The sequence below is a fragment of the Dyadobacter sp. 32 genome (genome assembly GCF_902506755.1).
Taxonomy (GTDB): Bacteria; Bacteroidota; Bacteroidia; order Cytophagales; family Spirosomataceae; genus Dyadobacter.
In genome coordinates this window covers 849,382-866,356 of sequence record NZ_LR735258.1, presented here as the reverse complement: position 1 = coordinate 866,356, position 16,975 = coordinate 849,382, and the positions used below count along the sequence as shown (strand labels likewise).

14 protein-coding genes are annotated in these 16,975 nt (G+C 45.7%); 5 read left to right on the top strand and 9 right to left on the bottom strand.

Going from position 1 to position 16,975, the window contains the following annotated elements:
• Positions 1–6: 6 nt before the first annotated feature.
• On the bottom strand, positions 7–903 hold the full coding sequence (locus tag DYADSP32_RS03375; protein WP_414617481.1) for an FAD:protein FMN transferase: 897 nt from the start codon (positions 901–903) through the stop codon (positions 7–9).
• Between the two features lie 455 nt (positions 904–1,358).
• Between DYADSP32_RS03375 and DYADSP32_RS03370 the strand changes: the two genes are divergently transcribed.
• Complete coding sequence (locus DYADSP32_RS03370) at positions 1,359–2,654, top strand: MFS transporter (RefSeq protein ID WP_149244032.1); 1,296 nt, start codon at positions 1,359–1,361, stop codon at positions 2,652–2,654.
• Between the two features lie 66 nt (positions 2,655–2,720).
• Entirely contained in the window at positions 2,721–5,039 is a 2,319-nt protein-coding gene (locus DYADSP32_RS03365) for a c-type cytochrome (RefSeq protein WP_149244033.1), read from the top strand.
• Between the two features lie 107 nt (positions 5,040–5,146).
• On the opposite strand, the gene DYADSP32_RS03360 is transcribed toward DYADSP32_RS03365, so the two are convergent.
• From DYADSP32_RS03360 to DYADSP32_RS03350, 3 genes are all read right to left on the bottom strand, one after another.
• A complete protein-coding gene (locus tag DYADSP32_RS03360; RefSeq protein WP_149244034.1) occupies positions 5,147–5,668 on the bottom strand; it encodes a hypothetical protein in 522 nt (173 codons plus the stop codon).
• Positions 5,669–6,112: 444 nt separating this feature from the next.
• On the bottom strand, positions 6,113–6,751 hold the full coding sequence (locus tag DYADSP32_RS03355; protein WP_149244035.1) for a bifunctional 4-hydroxy-2-oxoglutarate aldolase/2-dehydro-3-deoxy-phosphogluconate aldolase: 639 nt from the start codon (positions 6,749–6,751) through the stop codon (positions 6,113–6,115).
• Positions 6,752–6,954: 203 nt separating this feature from the next.
• Positions 6,955–8,310: an enolase C-terminal domain-like protein gene (locus tag DYADSP32_RS03350; RefSeq protein ID WP_149244036.1), complete on the bottom strand. Its 1,356-nt coding sequence runs from the start codon at positions 8,308–8,310 to the stop codon at positions 6,955–6,957.
• Between the two features lie 279 nt (positions 8,311–8,589).
• Between DYADSP32_RS03350 and DYADSP32_RS03345 the strand changes: the two genes are divergently transcribed.
• Together DYADSP32_RS03345 and DYADSP32_RS03340 are read left to right on the top strand one after the other, a co-directional pair.
• Positions 8,590–9,012 carry a hypothetical protein gene (locus DYADSP32_RS03345; RefSeq protein ID WP_149244037.1) on the top strand — a complete coding sequence of 141 codons (423 nt, stop codon included), beginning with the start codon at positions 8,590–8,592 and terminating at the stop codon, positions 9,010–9,012.
• Between the two features lie 28 nt (positions 9,013–9,040).
• Complete coding sequence (locus DYADSP32_RS03340) at positions 9,041–9,823, top strand: outer membrane beta-barrel protein (protein ID WP_414617480.1); 783 nt, start codon at positions 9,041–9,043, stop codon at positions 9,821–9,823.
• 118 nt (positions 9,824–9,941) lie between these two features.
• Here DYADSP32_RS03340 and DYADSP32_RS03335 read toward each other — a convergent pair whose 3' ends face one another.
• Both DYADSP32_RS03335 and DYADSP32_RS03330 read right to left on the bottom strand, forming a co-directional pair.
• On the bottom strand, positions 9,942–11,471 hold the full coding sequence (locus DYADSP32_RS03335; RefSeq protein ID WP_149244039.1) for an alkaline phosphatase family protein: 1,530 nt from the start codon (positions 11,469–11,471) through the stop codon (positions 9,942–9,944).
• Positions 11,472–11,503: 32 nt separating this feature from the next.
• Entirely contained in the window at positions 11,504–12,310 is an 807-nt protein-coding gene (locus DYADSP32_RS03330) for a hypothetical protein (protein WP_414617479.1), read from the bottom strand.
• 191 nt (positions 12,311–12,501) lie between these two features.
• Between DYADSP32_RS03330 and DYADSP32_RS03325 the strand changes: the two genes are divergently transcribed.
• Positions 12,502–14,964 carry a helix-turn-helix domain-containing protein gene (locus tag DYADSP32_RS03325; protein ID WP_149244040.1) on the top strand — a complete coding sequence of 821 codons (2,463 nt, stop codon included), beginning with the start codon at positions 12,502–12,504 and terminating at the stop codon, positions 14,962–14,964.
• A gap of 16 nt (positions 14,965–14,980) precedes the next feature.
• Here the strand turns inward: DYADSP32_RS03325 and DYADSP32_RS03320 are convergent, their stop codons facing one another.
• Genes DYADSP32_RS03320 through DYADSP32_RS03310 form a run of 3 tightly spaced genes read right to left on the bottom strand, consistent with a single transcriptional unit; the run spans position 14,981 to position 16,968 of the window.
• Positions 14,981–16,222: a sigma-70 family RNA polymerase sigma factor gene (locus tag DYADSP32_RS03320; protein ID WP_149244041.1), complete on the bottom strand. Its 1,242-nt coding sequence runs from the start codon at positions 16,220–16,222 to the stop codon at positions 14,981–14,983.
• Entirely contained in the window at positions 16,219–16,566 is a 348-nt protein-coding gene (locus tag DYADSP32_RS03315; protein ID WP_149244042.1) for a YciI family protein, read from the bottom strand. The genes DYADSP32_RS03320 and DYADSP32_RS03315 overlap by 4 nt, the downstream gene beginning before the upstream one ends.
• A gap of 60 nt (positions 16,567–16,626) precedes the next feature.
• Positions 16,627–16,968, bottom strand: a complete 342-nt coding sequence (locus tag DYADSP32_RS03310) for a YciI family protein (protein WP_149244043.1) — start codon at positions 16,966–16,968, stop codon at positions 16,627–16,629.
• Between the last annotated feature and the right edge of the window lie 7 nt (positions 16,969–16,975).

The window sequence follows — 16,975 nt, the reverse complement described above, 5'->3', positions numbered from 1 at the left end:
TCTCGGTTATTTCCGGTTCCTATTGATGGAGTTCCATTGCACCGTTTTTCCGCCGCGCTGTTCCACCAGCCACACACGACATCCCGGAAAACGGCGGGCGTATGATTTACTCTTTTTTATGCCCGCCACACTAAATGCCGTTGCAAGGGCGTCAGATATGGTACCATTGGGAGCAATCACCGTGGTCCGCACATGAAACAGCAGACCAATCCCCGTTTTTGGATCCACAATATGCGAATATCGTACGCCCTGGTGTTCCATGTATCGGTAGGTAGGACCAGAGGTTGCCAGAGAAACGTTACTAAGCGTTAATGTTTCCAACGAGTCATTCCCATTGGAAATATTAATTTGCCACCCTTCGCTGCCTGGTGGAGGATTGGTGAGCACAATTTTGCCACCTGCATCCATCATGGCCGATGTGATTCCGTATCCTCTCAGCACCTGGATGGCCTCTTCTGCGGCAAAACCTTTCCCAAGCCCTCCGATGTCCAGTCGCATGCCTTTCTGCTTTAAAAGAACCTTTTGCCCTACAGGATCAAGCTCCATTTTCTTATACCCGGTTTTTGAGCGTGCTGAATCAATCTCCGCACGGCCAGGGAGCGTTGATTTTCTGGTTGCACGCCGCCACATTTGTACCACCGGGCCAAGCGTCGCATCAAATACCCCATCCGTTTTTGCACTGACATCGTTTGACACCTCCAGAATCTCAAAAAGCTCTTTGCTTACCGGAACCCATTGACCACTCCCGGCGGTGGCGGAGAGCCTGTTAATTTCACTGCCATCCCGGTAATCACTCATCATCTCGTTAAGCACCTCCACACGATGGTAAGCGTGCCGCGCGGCGACCTCAGCTATGGAATCGCTTGATGCGTAAAACACCAGCTTAAATGGGGAACCCATCATCCCTTTTTCAAAACTGTAGCGCCTTTCCTGCGCATGAGCAGGATTTATGGAAAAAATTACCAAACAAAAAAACACAAGACTCCTTAACACCCGATCTTCAACCATGAGTTTACGAAACTATATTGGTAGCCCTCACGGCTATCCCACATTAGATTTATTACCAAATGGTCAAAATTAGTAAATTTGAATTACAACCAATTTTTACTGAATTCAGTGCTCGTAGCCCCCGACGTTCCATGACGGTTAATACGCTACATATCAATGCACACCGGACTAAACAACGTCTACAGCTCGAAAAAATTCTGGTTCCGGCCTATTTACGCAACTTCAAAATTCATTTGAATCAAAAAGACTTCGAATTTCATTAAGGGGTAGAATCCCATTATTGTAGTCTTATTTTCCAAACCAGTAGTATCAAACTAACCAAAGCTCGTAGCGTTTCATTCTTCATTCACATGGAAAAAACCAAACCTGGTAATTACCGATGGGTTATTTGCGCCCTTCTTTTCTTTGCAACTACCATCAACTACGTCGACAGACAGATCCTAGGATATCTTAAACCAACGCTTGAAGTTGAATTTAACTGGACCGAAACGGACTATGCCAATATTGTGATGGTTTTTGCGGCCTGCTACGCATTGGGATACATCGTTTTTGGAAATTTTATAGATCGTATCGGTTCCAAACTGGGCTATACGATATCAATCACCGTCTGGAGCATTGCCGCCGTTGCACACGCTTTCGCCAAAAGCACCTTTGGTTTCGGAGCTGTTCGCGCCATTCTTGGACTGGGCGAAGGTGGTAACTTTCCGGCAGCGGTGAAGGCCACAGCGGAGTGGTTTCCAAAAAAGGAACGTGCACTAGCCACAGGCATATTCAACTCGGGAACGAGCATAGGCGCCGTAATTGCCCCGATTCTAATTCCCTGGCTACTTGGTTCTTATGGCTGGCAAACAGCTTTTATCATCACCGGCGCTATCGGATTCGTGTGGCTTGTGTTCTGGATTATTTTTTACGAAATTCCTTCCCGTTCCAAACAACTAAAACCGGCTGAATTTGAATACATTCACAGCGACAACGAGGCCATTACAACAGGAAAAGAGAAGCCGATCAAATGGATTACCCTGCTCCGTTTAAAGCAAACCTGGGTTTTTATTGTTGGGAAATTCCTTACCGATCCTATCTGGTGGTTCTATCTCTTCTGGCTCCCCTCCTACTTTGCCACAACCTTTGCGCTTGATCTAAAAAAGCCAAGCCTTCAGCTTGTTGTAATTTACACGGCCACAACCTTTGGTAGTATTGGTGGCGGATACTTGTCTTCCTGGCTCATCAAAAAGGGATGGAAACCTTTTAAAGCCAGAAAAACGGCTTTGTTAATAGCAGCACTTGTAGTGCTACCAATTATCTTTGCACAGTATGCAACCAACGTATGGATGGCTGTTGCAATCATAAGCGTATCCACAGCAGCGCACCAGGCCTGGAGTTCAAATATCTTTACAAGTGTATCCGACCTTTTTCCCAAACGCGCCATCAGCTCTGTCGTTGGGATTGGAGGAATGGTGGGGTCGCTGGGTTCAACGTTTTTCCCCCTTCTCGTTGGAGCACTCCTTGATTTTTACAAGAATCAGGGTGATATCGGCGCTGGGTACAACATTCTGTTCATCATTTGTGGACTGGCCTACATCGTTGCATGGGGAATCATACATTTACTGACCAAAAATATGAAACCGGTTGAAGATTCGTTAAACTAGAGGCTCCTTATTCACTTCCACAGTTCTGAATCACAAAACGCAAGCACCTCTAGTCGAATGTCTGTAATGAACAAAAGTTTTCGTTATCCATTGCTCATATTGGGTATCTCCTGTACGCTGTTTTATTGTAAAACAAACAAATCAAGCGTTAACCAGCAGATCACTGCCAGTAACAATACAGAAGTGAAAGCTGAAAAGCCGGATCTTTCCAAATCACCTTTCCTGTCACCTCAGCAATCCATGGCCAGAATGCAACTGGAGCCAGGATTCGAAGTGAAACTGGTGGCTTCCGAACCGCTCGTAAGTACGCCCGTAGCCATGTTATTCGATGACAAAGCCAGAATGTGGGTTATCGAAATGACGGGTTATATGCCCGACAGCCTGGGAACCGGAGAAGATATTCCCAATGGAAAAGTGGTCATTCTGGACGATAAAAACAAAGATGGGGTATACGATGATCGTAAGGTATTTCTGGATTCGCTGGTGCTACCCCGGGCGATTTGTTTTATTGATGGTGGCCTGCTTGTCGCAGAACCGACTAACTTGTGGTTTTTTGAAATTAAAAATGACAAGCCTGGTAAAAAAGTGCTCGTTGACGACAAGTACACCGTTGGCGGTAATGTCGAGCATCAGCCAAACGGCCTGTTACGTGCTATGGACAACTGGATTTATAATGCAAAATCCGACAAAAGGTATCGGAAACAGGGCAATAAATGGTTGATCGAGCATACACACTTTCGCGGACAATGGGGAATTACCCAGGACAATTACGGCAGGCTTTACTACAACAATAATTCACAAAACCTGCTTGGAGATTATTTTTCTCCCGGCTTCGGCGCAACCAACGGTAATCAGCGGGGTGTGGCCGGATTCAATGAAAAATCTGTTGCCAATAACAAAGTATATCCTTTGCGCCCCACTCCCGGCGTAAACCGAGGTTATATGAAAGACGTCCTAGACGATAGTCTTCGGCTAAATAACTTCACAGCGGCCGCCGGACCCGTCATTTACAGAGGTGACCTTTTTGGCAAAGATTACAACCTGAACGCTTTCGTTCCCGAACCGTCTGCCAATCTCATAAAGAGAAATATATTAACCGAAAACGGGTATATTACAAAAGGTGACATAGCCTACAAAGGCCGTGAGTTCCTGGCAAGCACAGATGAACGCTTCAGGCCCGTAACCTTGTACAATGCCCCGGATGGAGCACTTTATGTACTCGATATGTATCGTGGGATCATTCAGCACAAAACATATCTCACTCCATATCTGAAAGGACAGATTGGCATGCGGGACCTTACCCAGCCACTTTCTGCCGGAAGAATTTACAAAATTATACCTAAAAATACAGTCGCTAAATCCGTGGGGGTTCCAGACCAGGCGGAACATCTTGTTGAACTTTTGGCTCATCCAAATGGCTGGGTTCGCGACAGAGCTCAGCAAAAACTGATTGATGGCAAGTATCAGGACGCCATTCCTGCGTTGCGTGCCGCCATCTCCCAGAAAACCGATCCACTACTGGCCATACACGCGCTATGGACTTTGGAAGGGCTCAATCAGCTAAACAAAGGAGAAGTACTGACCTTGCTGAACGAACCACAGTGGGTTATTCGCATGCAGGCACTTACCGCTATCCCATCTGTAATCAATGCCGATTCCTACCAGCAATTTGCCAGTGTACTGGATAAGATGGTCGTAAATAAGGACTCCCTTGCTGCGCCATACATTGGTTTTCTCACCAATCAAATTCAAAGATTTGATAAGAATTCAGCTAAAATGCTCGCCCAAAATCTGATCAGGACCTACCCTGCCAACCGATTTGTGGCTGATGCGGTGATCAGCAATCTTGAAAACCAGGAGGAAACCTTTGGAACCGAAATTTCTTCCCTTCTGCCCAGTCAAAACCTTGCGGTCAACCAGCAGTTGGACAAAGTCATGGCCGATATGAAACGGGCTCGTGGCAATCGTGATCCAGCTTTGCTGGCCAAACAATTCCCGAAAGGGGCTGCACTTTTCAGTACCATTTGCCAGACCTGTCATGGAGTGGATGGTAACGGTGTAAAATCCCTCGGCCCTCCGTTGAACCAGTCTGAATGGGTCACAGGAAATAGTAACAAATTAATTTCCATCGTTCTGTTCGGACTTACAGGACCTGTAAAGGTGAATGGCCATGTGTATGAGTCTCCGGAAATAAGTGGTGACATGCCGGGTATTGGCTACGACAAAGACATGCCGAATGAAGATATAGCCCAGCTGCTCAGCTACATCAGAAAATCCTGGCGCAACAACGCAGAAAGGATAAGCACCGAACAAGTTGCCACCCTTCGTCAAAAGCTAAACGGGCGGGAGAAGGCTTATACGCAAAAAGAACTAGATGCAATGTAACAGCCATGAGTTAAAATACTTCTGCTCATTTTGTTGTTCTGACTAAACAAATTCAGCCATTTCAAGGAATTCAATTCCCCGAAATGGCTGAATTGTATATCAATTCATCAGATCACGTTCAGTTCGTACATGGTGTTGAAAGCAAGACCTTCCCGATCGTGTATTTTCCACAGGTTTCCGATGGTCTTGAGCTTTTTGGTAGATTCCTTTTCCGGGCCAAAGTAACAATCGGTAAAAAAGCAGCACCTTCTGATGGGTGATTTCTCAATCGCTGCCCGCAATAATTGATCTATATCCCGCCTGAACTGCTTTAAAAATTTAAATCGATGAAGCTGGTTGGCACCACCCTCAAACTCCGCTTTGACGCCCGTAGCGATGGGACTATATAAAATATCCACCGGTTCGAAATCCCAATCGATTAGTTCACTCGCGAAAAAAAAGTTTTTCTTATCATCAATGATCTCCGGGTTGCCGACATGGACAATGGTGCCTGTTTGCTTTTTGAAAAAGTTTACAAATCGGGGCCTGTGGCTTTCAAGTCTCTTTTCCTCAAGTATAGCAACCGAAAAGTCCTTTTGATCCAAATTCAAACCGGTAGAATTTAGAGAGGCAATTTCAACAATAGGCATGATGAACTCTGAATACGTGGGGAGGGAGGTTCTCTCATGTAGAATATCTAATCCGATGCTTTTTACAAGACATTACCTCTCACTCAAATAAGATACTGATAGAAGCTATACGATTGTTTGTATAAAAAGTAACGATTATAGTGACATCAAATTTCGACGTGAATGTAAATCCTTGGTCACAGACCACCTTTGAACTGTCTACGTGAACCAAGCCGATGCTTTGAAGGATACCGAAATGATTGAAATGAATGACTGAAACCATCGGCTACCAAGCGATGGGCTAATCTTAGGAATCAAATGACACCGTCCCGCTTTCTGAAGAGCGACCAGCCGATGCAGTAACATGTCAGCAAATCAGACAATTTATGTCTTTCCTGTTAGGCAACAAACTGCGTCAAGGTATGCGTGACCAAATATTAGATTAGCGGGCTACATGGATCAATTCTATCCCTGAAGTATGTTTACAAATTTTTTAAAGTGTTGATAGAGCCCATCCCAGTCTCTGTTTTGGATCAATTGTTTATCAAATAACTGCCCACCAATTCCTAAACCATCCGCCCCGGCAAGCAGAAAATCGGCCATATTTTCCAGACCCACCCCACCCGTTGGGAGCAGTTTCAATTGACTCATGGGCGCCTTGAGGTCTTTAATATACTGAGGGCCCAATGAGGTTGCCGGGTAGATTTTCACCATCGCTGCACCCAGGGTCCATGCCTTGTAAATTTCGGTAGGGGTATATGCGCCGGGAAAAATAGGAACCCCCTTTTTAACACAGGATTTGATCACCTTTTTGCTGAGGACAGGTGTCACAATAAACTGGGCGCCCGAATCCAAAGCCATTTCCAGATCGTCTTTGTTACAGACAGTACCGGCCCCAATGTTGAGTCCACGTCCTTCCTGCGTAAGTGCCTGCCGTATGATATTTCCTGCGTCGGGTGTGTTCATCGTAATTTCAACGGTAGTAAGACCAGCCTCTCTGAATACCGGCAATACCGCGAGAACCTCTTCCATTGTTAGATTTCTTACAATACCAACAATTGGTGCTTTACTGAATAATGACCATTCAAAGCTGTTTTCCACTATAAGTTTGGGTTATTTCACTAATACCTTAGTAAGTGATATGTTCAATTGTTTGAGCCAGTAGCCTTTTGATTTCCATGAGGTTGGTGATGTCATACCCAACCACTTCACTGATCATTTGGGAAAATTAAAATTTCAAAAACTTTCCCAAGACGGTCACTACCCGATTCATTTATGATTGCTTCATTTTTTTCGGCTAACCTGCGTCACGGGCGAATAATGGTACCATCAAACTTCCTGACCTGCCAATTGGATTTGGTTGTTAACGGGTATTTTGCCGCTTCCTTTTCATTGATATCTACCCCAATTCCCGGCACTTCATTCACCGACATGTATCCATCTTTCATCGTAGGGCAGCCCGAAAAAACGTCGAGCGTCTTTTCATTGAAAGATACCGCTTCCTGAATACCGAAATTCCAAATCGCCAGATCAATGTGGGCATGTGCAGAGTGACCTACGGGCGAAACATCCCCTGGTCCGTGCCAGGCAGTTTTCACATTGAACCACTCACCAAGCCGTGCTACTTTCATGGCTGGCGTGATGCCCCCAATCTGAGAAACGTGTATGCGAATGTAGTCAAACCACTGATTGACCATGGGCTCCAAAAATTCGTTAATGTTATTGAAAAGCTCTCCCATGGCCAAGGGCACCGTGGTGCTGGCGCGCAGCTGTTTGAACCATTTCATATTTTCGGGCGAGAACGGATCCTCAATAAAAAAAGGACGGTAAGGTTCCAGCTGCTTGATCATGTTGATTGCGTCCATCGGCTGAACGCGCTCATGAATGTCATGCAGCAACTCAATGTCGTCTCCGCAACCTTTCCGAACGGCCTCAAACAGCTTTGGGATCGATTTGAGATAGGTGCGTTCGTTCATATAACTGTCTGTCTCGCCTCCAAAACCCGCCACTTTGAAATCGGGCTTTTGCTCTGTACTCCCTACTGCTCCATAGCCACCTTGTTGGATACGGATATACTTAAATCCCCTTGCCTGAATACTCTTTACGCTTTCCACCACCTCCTCCGGTGTCCGACCATTGGCGTGGGTGTAGCAGGGTACGGCAAAGCGCGACTTACCTCCGAGTAGCTGATATAACGGCATACCGGCACGTTTTCCTTTAATATCCCACAAGGCCTGATCCAGACCACTCAACGCGTTGTTTAGCACCGGGCCATTTCGCCAATAGGAACTTACATAAGCCGCCTGCCACATGTCTTCTATATTGTCGACGTCCTTTCCTACACAAAATTCGTTCAGGTAAGTATTGATCGCAACCACGACCACGGCTGCTCTTTGGGTAAAAGTTGCACAGCCCAGGCCATACAATCCAGGCTCGGTGGTTTCCACCTTTACCACTATGAGGTTGGACCCCTGCGGTGCGGTCACAATAGCTCTTACGCTTTTTATCTTGACCGGCTTCATGGCCTTTGCATAATCAGGAATACCTTTTTCCTCACGGGCAGCGGCATCCGAGACCCCTCCAAACAAACCGAGCAGGCCCGCAGAGCCGCTGAGTCCCAACATTTTCATGGTGTCGCGACGGGTAAAATCATTTTTGTTCATAAGCAACTGTCGGAATAGTTAAGGTTCTGTAACATTTCCTGGATTTGATGTAATGTGCAGTAATTTGCAGCCACAGTAATTAAAACAACATACTTACAAAGTTTTACTTCTTATATCTCTGGAAGGTGTATCTCACATCACCTTTTACGTACTTTTCCCAGACAACCTCACATTAAAACGACAAAATTAACAGGCCGTTCCAACCATTTCAGACCATCTTGTTTCTTAACAGAATCTGGTTCTAATTTTTAGCGGAATTTTCCTTCAATCCGTTTGGCTATGAAAAACTCATTCTACTTATGTTTGCTAATACTGCTCACAGGCTGCAACGAGGAAGATGTGCAGCGAACAGAAGAGTGCTCAGCAGTCCAGGTTTGTACCGAGGTTTACATGTCTCTGATTCTCGAAGTAAAAGATTCACAGGGCCTGCCTGTTGCTTTTACGGAATATTACACCACCAAGGTCGTCACAGGACAAAAGATATCCTACCAAGAAACGAATGCTGATCCCGCTAGAAGAAAATTGGGCATGTACCCTATTCTCACTGATGGAGACATGGACCAAACAAGTCTGCAAGGCGCGGATTTTGAGTTTACCGGAATAAAAGACGGCAAGGTTTTGGTTAAAAAAACCTTTAAAATAGGCCACGACTGCTGCCATGTGAAACTGCTTTCAGGGGAAACAATGATTGTGGTGGACTAGAATGAATCACAAATTAAACCCCTGCGTTTTGCGCTTACAACAACCCATCACCATGATGCTGACAAAACTTATAATAGCGCTTCTCTTAATAATGAATGCCGTAAATCTATCTGCACAATCCAGATGGTCGGTAGGGGCAAGCTATGGGTATTTCAGTAACAACCGATTGATAACTTCTCATTCTTCTAAAACCTACAAAGAATATCGCAATGAAAATGAGGCCAGCCTAGGCGGATTCAATGGTGAAGTACTCGTTGCATATCGATTGACACAAAATCTTGGGATTGAAAGCGGACTTGGCTTTTCAAACACGGGTTACGCTATGAAAGAAGAGAAACTGATCGACCCGGGATTTTCGCCAACTACTTCGGGATTTAAATCTGAACTAACCCGCTACACTAACAAAAACCTGTACCTTCCGCTTCACCTCACCTATTCCAACCTAAACAGGCTTGGATATGTGATCAGCGCCGGCCCGTCTTTAATATTCCGTAACGCAACAGAGGTGGAATATATTTTAAGAAAGCAATTCGGAGACCCGGAAGGTCAGAAGAAAACGATCAGAGAAAACACGTCTGACCTGGGTAATGTTGCTGTGGCGTTTGACCTGGGCATGGGACTCCGGTATCGGATAACTAAAAGGGTTACAACGATTTTACGGCCGTCCCTGCGCTACGAGCTCACAGGCAGCGAAAATACCGATATCCGCGATGGACGCTATTACATTGGTCTGTTTGAAAATGAAAACAAAACCACCCGCGAACATTTAATAAGTTATGGCGCATCGGTGAGGTTGATGTACAATTTGTAAACAAAAAAGGTTAAGGATGAATAGCCATATCCTCGACACATCACACCCGCCCAAGGCCCGGTTACATCTCACATCTTACTTCTCACATCTCACTTCTTACTTCCGCCCGGCGGCCCGGTCACTTCTCACTCCTAACCACTTTCGTACAATCCACATATTGGTATTTGCCAAATACCGTTCGCTCCAGAGTGAGCTTGTAGATACCCCACGGATATGATTTCTCAACATAAACGTTTGCTTTTTTTGGGGCTATTGACACAGGTTTGCTGTTCAACATAAATTCGGAAACAGCTCTACCGTTCATTTGCACAGGGATTGGTAAATTGTATAGCTTTAAGACCGTGGGTGCTATATCCACATTTGAAGTGGGAAACGTGCTTGTGAAGCCGCGCTTAAAAGCGGGACCGCGGGCATACAAGGCAATATTGATTTCATAAGGACTCGATCCACCATGGCCGGCAACTCCGCCCGCAAAAGCGGCGCCCGCATACCCTTTTCCATTTTTTTCATCGTTCCAGTTCATTGCCACCAAAATATCACCAGCTCGTGCATGGTTGTAATGAATGGCATCAAATGAAAGTGTACCGTCCACCCACCCCTTATCGTCCCCGCTTTTGACCGGCTTCGTAAATACCGCACCCACCCATTCCTCTTGATGAAGTACATTTACGATTTTTTCAATGAGCTTCTGATCATGATCCTTTACATAAATGCCGCCCTCTGCAATCACCACATCATCGGAGTCCTTTGCTTTTTTTAAACCCTCTTTGATGAGAAAATCAGAGAGGTTCACCTTTCCTACGTGCGTTACAAATCCGTGGTCGGTGGAGACGATCACATTGAACTTCTCCGACAGCCCTCTGTTTTTCAACTCCTCCATGATCCGCCCGAACTGCCCGTCCACATATTTAATGGCCGCCACCGCTTCGTCTGATCCAATTCCATGGCTGTGCGCCGCCCCATCCGGATCGGAGAACCATATGGCACTCACCAGCGGGCCGTCATCCGAAAGACCAAATTTCAACAAGCCATCAGTAATCCACTTATGCCGGGCATTATCGTCGGATTCATTCTCGCCGGGAGCCTTACCTATGGCCTGGATCACCGTGGGTTTAAAAGTTTCGGGCAGGATCAAGTCGGGATTAATGATCGCTCCATTCACCGTATGATTCTGAAGAAATGCCTGCCCCGTTGTTCCTGAGCTGAAAACCATCATTTTCTTGCCAGCTGTTTGCAAGACTTCACCGAGTGAAACCGCTGTAAGCAAAGGACCGGAAATGGCTTCCTTCACTTTCGAAAGCTGCTCATAGGTTGTACCGGTGGCTTTCACTTTACTTATTTCAGGGAAATAGACAGCGTTGCCCAGCAACCCGTGGGTACCCGGGTACGATCCGGTTGCATAGGAGGAGGAATTCACCCTAGTGACGGTTGGAAACACACTATGATGCCGGGCTCCATAGCAGGCGTCTTTCCTGAATGCCGACAAATGGGGCATTAGCTCTTCGGTGATGTAATCAGGTCGAAGCCCATCGAAAAAAACGATGAGCGTCTTCGTCTTGAATTGCTTATCCGCTGCGGAATACTGCGCAAAGGCACTTACTGCAATCGCCAAAACCAATACTGTAGCAACGATTCGTTCGATCTTCATTTTATAATTTTAATTAACACAAAAATTCCCGGTTATCGGATCTCTTCCGAGATAACGGTGTTGGTAGCCCTGTTGATTCCATAAATGACCACCTTGTCCCGAACACCATGGTCGAGTGCAATACCCTGCCCGTGAATGGAAGACGGAATCGTTTTTAAATACTTCAATGTGTAACCCGATCGGGGAATCTCCAGCAAGTATATTTCCGGTTTATCATGGCCGGTCAGATACAGTTTCCCATCTTTACCGATTGCGCCTCCCGAATTGCTTTTGGGTGTGAAGGCATCTATGACATTCTTGGGGAAAACCCAGGCTTCCACCTGCTGCCAGTCCAGGGTGTATTTCATAAGTGTAGTCCAGCGGACGTCTCTTCCTTCGCTTGCTTCCTTCCCTGCATAATGCGCAAAACCAATATACCAGAAACCCTGCTTCTGATCGAGCCAGGTCAATGAGCCATGCTGCGCGATCCCGAAACTATGCGTGTCGGTATGGGTTAAGGTCTTCGTATCAAAGATTTCCACCGAACTGGCCATTGGAATTTCAGGATAATTTGAATTGGCACAATACAACTTGCCATCAATGACCACCCCACTATTTAAATGTTTGATCCCTTCCTTTTCGCCATCCCATGATGCCAGAAGAGAGCCCTTTTGTTTTTCATACTTACGGATCGTGCTGTTGTTGATCACATAAAAATGATCCTTATCAACAGCCACGGCTTGTTTGGCCTCTGAAACTTTAAATTCCTGTATGGCAAACGCCTCCTGAGCTTGGCCATGGTAATGAAAAATCAAGAAAAGGAGAAACGGAATAAAACATTTAGCGATAAGCGTTTTCATAATAAGTCACTTTAAAGCTAAAAGTTAAAAAGACAAAAAATTACTACAATTTTGCGTTTGTAGCTCATAGAGATTATAATATTTGCCCTCAGAAATGCTTATTGATTAACAAATCTGGCCAAAACCATGGCAAACTGCTGATGGTTTACGTTTTTTGCAATTCATTTCCTACCCGACCACCACACTTCATCATGACCGAAAATACACCACTTCAGATCGCGTCCGAATTTGTTCATCATACGAACAAAAATATCTTTCTCACCGGAAAAGCCGGAACCGGTAAAACCACGTTTTTGCATAATCTTAAAAAAACTTTGCACAAACGTATGGCCATTGTGGCGCCCACCGGTGTAGCAGCAATCAATGCGGGTGGCGTGACGATTCACTCCTTTTTTCAGTTACCGTTTGGGCCTCATATTCCTGAGAGTATCTCCGCATCATCCAGCATACACAAATTCCCGCGAGAGAAAATCAATCTGATCAAAAGCCTTGATCTACTGGTAATCGATGAGATCAGTATGGTGCGGGCGGATATGCTGGACGCCATTGACGAAGTGCTGCGGAGATACAAAGACCGAAGTCGGCCCTTTGGGGGTGTGCAGTTACTCATGATCGGAGACCTGCATCAGCTTTCACCCGTTATCAAGGATGATGACTGGAACATGCTCAAAACCTATTATGACACTGTGTATTTTTTTGGAAGTCGTGCACTGCAAAGAACCAATCCAGTCCGCATCGAACTGACGCACATCTACCGGCAATCCGACACCACGTTCATTGACCTTCTGAATCGGATAAGAGAAAATAAGCTGGATGCAGCTACATTGGATACATTGAACCAGCGATTCATCCCTAACTTCAAACCAGCTGATGACGAAGGATACATTACACTGACTACACACAACGCCAACGCACAACAGATCAATGCTGCCAAACTGGAAGACATCCCGGGAAAAGCAAGGACGTTTGAGGCTCTGGTGACGGGGGATTTTCCGACCTACGCCTACCCCACCGAACTGTCACTTGCCCTTAAAACACATGCGCAGGTCATGTTTGTGAAAAATGATTCGTCCCGCGACAAGCTTTATTACAACGGGAAAATCGGACAGATTTCACGCATTACCGGTGACCTCATTTATGTAAAATGTAATGGCGATCAGGAAGAAATAGAGGTGGCACCCACAGAATGGAACAATGTTAAATACGCACTGAACCCCGCCACGAAGGAAATAGATGAAGAAATAATTGGCAGTTTTACGCAATACCCTTTAAAACTCGCCTGGGCTATTACCATTCATAAAAGCCAGGGATTGACTTTTGAAAAAGCCATTATTGATGCCAATGCGTCCTTTGCCCATGGACAGGTGTATGTGGCCCTGAGTAGATGTAAAAGCTTTGAGGGCATGGTGCTCAGCACCAAAATTGGACCGACCAGCGTAAAAACCGACGGAACCGTAGCGGCCTATTCGAAAGAAGCAAGCAACAATCCACCCGACAACAACCTTTTATCAACTGCCAAAATTGATTTTCAGCGGTCGCTCATCATTGAAGTTTTTGATTTTGGAGAAATAAATAGAGCTTGTTTGCAATTGAAGAGAATTCTGGCAGAAAATGCGCCGCTGTTAAATCCGTCATTACCGGAAGCCGTAAAGCCTCTGATAGAAAACGCTGAACAGAATCTTTTCGCGGTTGGAAACAAATTCAGAGTCCAATTAACGCAGCTGATGCCGGAAGGTGTAATGCCGGAGGATAACGAAACTGTGCAGGACCGCATACGTAAGGCGGCTGAATATTTTGCTGAAAAACTCGACCATATATTTTACCCACACATCAAAGAGCTTGAAATTGAAACAGATAATGCCGCGCTTAAGAAAACCGCTTTGCAAGCGCTTGAAAATTTACAGAAAGCGGTGTTTGTAAAAATTGCCTCTGTAAACGTGTGCCTGCCGGAGTTCAAAACCTTGAAATATCTTCAGGCAAAAGCCAATGCCGATATTGACTTCAAAGCAAAAACCCCGGCAACGGCTGCCAACAAAGCCTTTCGTCCTTCCAAACAGATGAAAAATGGGGCACTTTATGATCACTTAAAAGCGTGGCGAAACCAGACTGCAGCTGAAAATGATGTACTGGACTATATGATACTGCCCATGAAAACCCTGCTCGAACTCACCGAATCCATGCCAGCCAATCTGAAACAGCTTGCAAAGATAAAAGGAATAGGAAAGGCAAAGCTTAACCAGTTTGGCCAGGAAATTGTGGAAATAATCAGCCGGTATTGCGACGGCCAGGGAATTGAAAGAAGCGATGCGGCTGTTGAAGAGGAGACCAAGACGGTCACGAAAAAGCAAAAGCCGGACACGAAGCAGGCGAGCCTGGATCTGTTCAAATCAGGTAAAACGATTCCGGAGATTGCCAGGGAACGAAACTTTACTACAGGCACCATTGAAACCCATTTGCTGCACTTTATTGGCACAGGAGAAATTGATCTTTACGATATTTTCCCGGAAGAAAAGATAAAATTAATCACAGATTACTTTTCAAAAAACCCTCAGGCAACGCTGAGTGAGGCAAAAAATAGTTTGGGAGAGCTGGCCTCCTACTCCGAAATCAGGGCGGTTCTGATGCATCTCAGGTTGAATGGGGCTGAAGGATAAACATGTGCAATGTTGTTTACTCTACCATCCTGTCCAGCAGTTTCTGAATATATTCCTTTTCCACAAGCGAGTCCGTCTGGCTGATCGTTTTCAGGAAATAGTGCCTGGCCTGCTCATGATTTCCTTCCAGATAGTTAAACTTACCAATGGTGGCGTTCAGCAGATAGTATTGGTTCAAAAATGGCTTTTGCTGTAATCCATTCAGAATGCCCCAAGCCCTTTTCTTCTGGTCGGAATAATAAAGGGCAATGGCGTAATTCATTTCAACAAACGGGTTTGGATTGTTCTGAAGGAGTTGAACATACAGCCGGCTGATGGATATCCAGTCGGTGGATTTGAAATCCTCGGCCACGCAATGCAGATACGCAATCGACGCTTCATAATGGTAAGAGGAAACCATCTGCCCTTGTGACTGAAACAAAAAACTGGAACCATACTGGATCAGATCCTGATTCCACAGAGATCGGTCCTGCTCTTCCAAATCCAGCAACGCACCGGAAGGATCGAAACGCGCCTTGAACCTGGCTGCGCTGAACAGCATCATGGCGTGTAATGCAGCCGTTTCTTTATTGCCAATTGCACTTTCCAGCAGTGCTTTGTTCATGATCAATGCATCCTCGCAAAGCTCTTCCCGCAAGATTTCCTTGCCCCATGATGACTTATAACCTTCATTAAAGACCAGATAAATGATCTTGTGAACGATGGGCAACCGATGTTTCAAAAATGCGAGATCCGGCTCGGCAAGCAGAATTTTCTCATCACGGATTTTTTGCCGGGCCCGCAACAGCATTTTGTCAACCCCATCGAGTGTCATACCTAAAATTTTGGCAATAGCTTCTACTTTCAGGTTGACTACGTATTTCAGGGTAATTACCACCTGAACCTTCGGAGAAAGATCGGGATGGGCACAGGAGAACAGCAGTTTCAATTGCTGATCATCGATGGGGGATTCGGAAAACCGGGGTTCATCAGCACTGAAATCTTCATATTCAAACAATCCCCGAACTCGTTCGTCGACCTTGATGCGGTTGAGTGCTTTATTTCTGCAAACCCTGAAAATCCAGCCTGCCGGGTTGTCAGGGACACCATCGCACGGCCAGTTGCTCAGGGCAGATGTAAAAGCATCCTGCACAAGATCCTCCGCTGTTTCCAGGTCTATGCTTTTGGAAAAATACAGTAGTGACGACACCATTTTTCCATAATGGCTTTTGTAAAGCCGGTCTACTTCCATAGGCACGTTACGCCCTTTATCTGTCATAGCACCACACCAATAATGGGACGTACCTCAATGGCCAGCCTTCCCTTCAAAACTTCCGGACAATTCTGCGCTATACCGCCAGCCTGATCGAGATTTTCCGCCCGGATCAGCACATACCCGCTCACGGCCTCTTTTGCCTCGATGAATGGACCATCCGACATCACAAAATCCTTGGTCACATAGTGCCCATAAGTGTGTAGTGGCTCACCGGAAATAAAGTTGCCCGACAAGGCAAGGTCCTCAACCCACCTGGTCATAGCATGAATACTGGCGCTAAACTGCTCAACAGATGCTGTACGCTGTAGCCTCACATCTTCCCGAATCAGTAGTAAAAAATTTTCCATAATCCACTGTGTCAAACACCAGCTCTGGTCCTTTTATCGCAAGTACAAACCCTTCTGATTTTAAAGTCCGATAATGGGCCTCACTTCGACCACGCTGGTTCCATTCAACACCTGCGGACAGGTTTGAGCGATGGCCACCGCCTGCGCAAGATTTTCTGCCCTAATAATGACATAGCCACTGATCGCTTCTTTCGCCTCTATAAACGGACCATCCGACAAAATCAGCTCCTTATTCACATACCGACCCATTGGCTGTAGGGGTTCCGCGGCGACGTAGTTGCCCGTTTCGGTGAGTTCTTCAACCCAATGGCCCATACGCTGAATACAACTTTGAAAGTCTTCCTCTGAAAGCTGTTTACGCTTTTCCATGTCTTCCCTGATCAACAACAAAAACTTTTCCATCTACATA

Bases quoted from the DNA above. Each gene is read 5' to 3' on its own strand.
- DYADSP32_RS03375 (WP_414617481.1), bottom strand. From the start codon at position 903: ATGATGGGTTCCCCATTTAAGCTGGTGTTTTACGCATCAAGCGATTCC.
- DYADSP32_RS03370 (WP_149244032.1), top strand. From the start codon at position 1,359: ATGGAAAAAACCAAACCTGGTAATTACCGATGGGTTATTTGCGCCCTT.
- DYADSP32_RS03365 (WP_149244033.1), top strand. From the start codon at position 2,721: ATGAACAAAAGTTTTCGTTATCCATTGCTCATATTGGGTATCTCCTGT.
- DYADSP32_RS03360 (WP_149244034.1), bottom strand. From the start codon at position 5,668: ATGCCTATTGTTGAAATTGCCTCTCTAAATTCTACCGGTTTGAATTTG.
- DYADSP32_RS03350 (WP_149244036.1), bottom strand. From the start codon at position 8,310: ATGAACAAAAATGATTTTACCCGTCGCGACACCATGAAAATGTTGGGA.
- DYADSP32_RS03345 (WP_149244037.1), top strand. From the start codon at position 8,590: ATGAAAAACTCATTCTACTTATGTTTGCTAATACTGCTCACAGGCTGC.
- DYADSP32_RS03335 (WP_149244039.1), bottom strand. From the start codon at position 11,471: ATGAAGATCGAACGAATCGTTGCTACAGTATTGGTTTTGGCGATTGCA.
- DYADSP32_RS03330 (WP_414617479.1), bottom strand. From the start codon at position 12,310: ATGAAAACGCTTATCGCTAAATGTTTTATTCCGTTTCTCCTTTTCTTG.
- DYADSP32_RS03325 (WP_149244040.1), top strand. From the start codon at position 12,502: ATGACCGAAAATACACCACTTCAGATCGCGTCCGAATTTGTTCATCAT.
- DYADSP32_RS03320 (WP_149244041.1), bottom strand. From the start codon at position 16,222: ATGACAGATAAAGGGCGTAACGTGCCTATGGAAGTAGACCGGCTTTAC.
- DYADSP32_RS03315 (WP_149244042.1), bottom strand. From the start codon at position 16,566: ATGGAAAATTTTTTACTACTGATTCGGGAAGATGTGAGGCTACAGCGT.
- DYADSP32_RS03310 (WP_149244043.1), bottom strand. From the start codon at position 16,968: ATGGAAAAGTTTTTGTTGTTGATCAGGGAAGACATGGAAAAGCGTAAA.